The 628-nt window shown below is 49.8% G+C and carries 1 protein-coding gene; it reads right to left on the minus strand.

The genetic code is table 11. The annotated features are described in order from the left end of the window. Nucleotides 1–50: 50 nt before the first annotated feature. On the minus strand, nt 51–628 hold a 578-nt coding region (locus AC0KVN_RS27600; protein ID WP_483656833.1), incomplete at its 5' end, for a hypothetical protein.

The raw sequence follows: 628 nt of genomic DNA on the forward strand, positions 1-628 counted from the left end.
GCACTCCTATATGCCGCTGCTGCCGTCGTCCTCATCAGGCGCATCGCTCGTTACGCATGAGATTCAAGACAGGCTCTTACAGGAAGGGCTAGCAACTTTATCATCAATGCTGCGTGGATAATGATGCTTTCGTAGGCGTCGAAGACCTTCAACGATTTGTCGCTAAGATACAGTTTCGGAAGGACCTTATCGATTGCACCCAGCAGCTTAATTTTTTCGTCAACGTCAAATGGCTTCACCAAGGTCTCAACAAACTCAATGATCTTCGGGTCGTTGCCCGCCTTGATTATCCGATCAGTCTTCAAGAGTTTCATATATTCGGCGAGCATCGACATCTGAGAGAGACCGTGGCGAGCGCGCAAAAGTGTTTCAGCCGCTTCCAGCCGCTTCGACTGGATAATGGAATCGCGATCTCTCCGTGCCGAAACTAGAAATGACCTGATCTGCTCTAGCTCCTTTTCGTTGTCGCGAATGTCTGACTTGAAAGTCTCCAATTTCTTCTCAAACCGGTGCTCGACTGACTTTGAAAAGAACTTCGCTAAGGTGTCGCGTGTGGATCGGCGTGCAAAAAGGACCCCGTTAGCGGGGTGATCGGCGTCTAAAAGGGCCCCCTCATTTCGATAGCTTA

The organism is Sphingobium sp. SG1 (assembly GCF_057063145.1).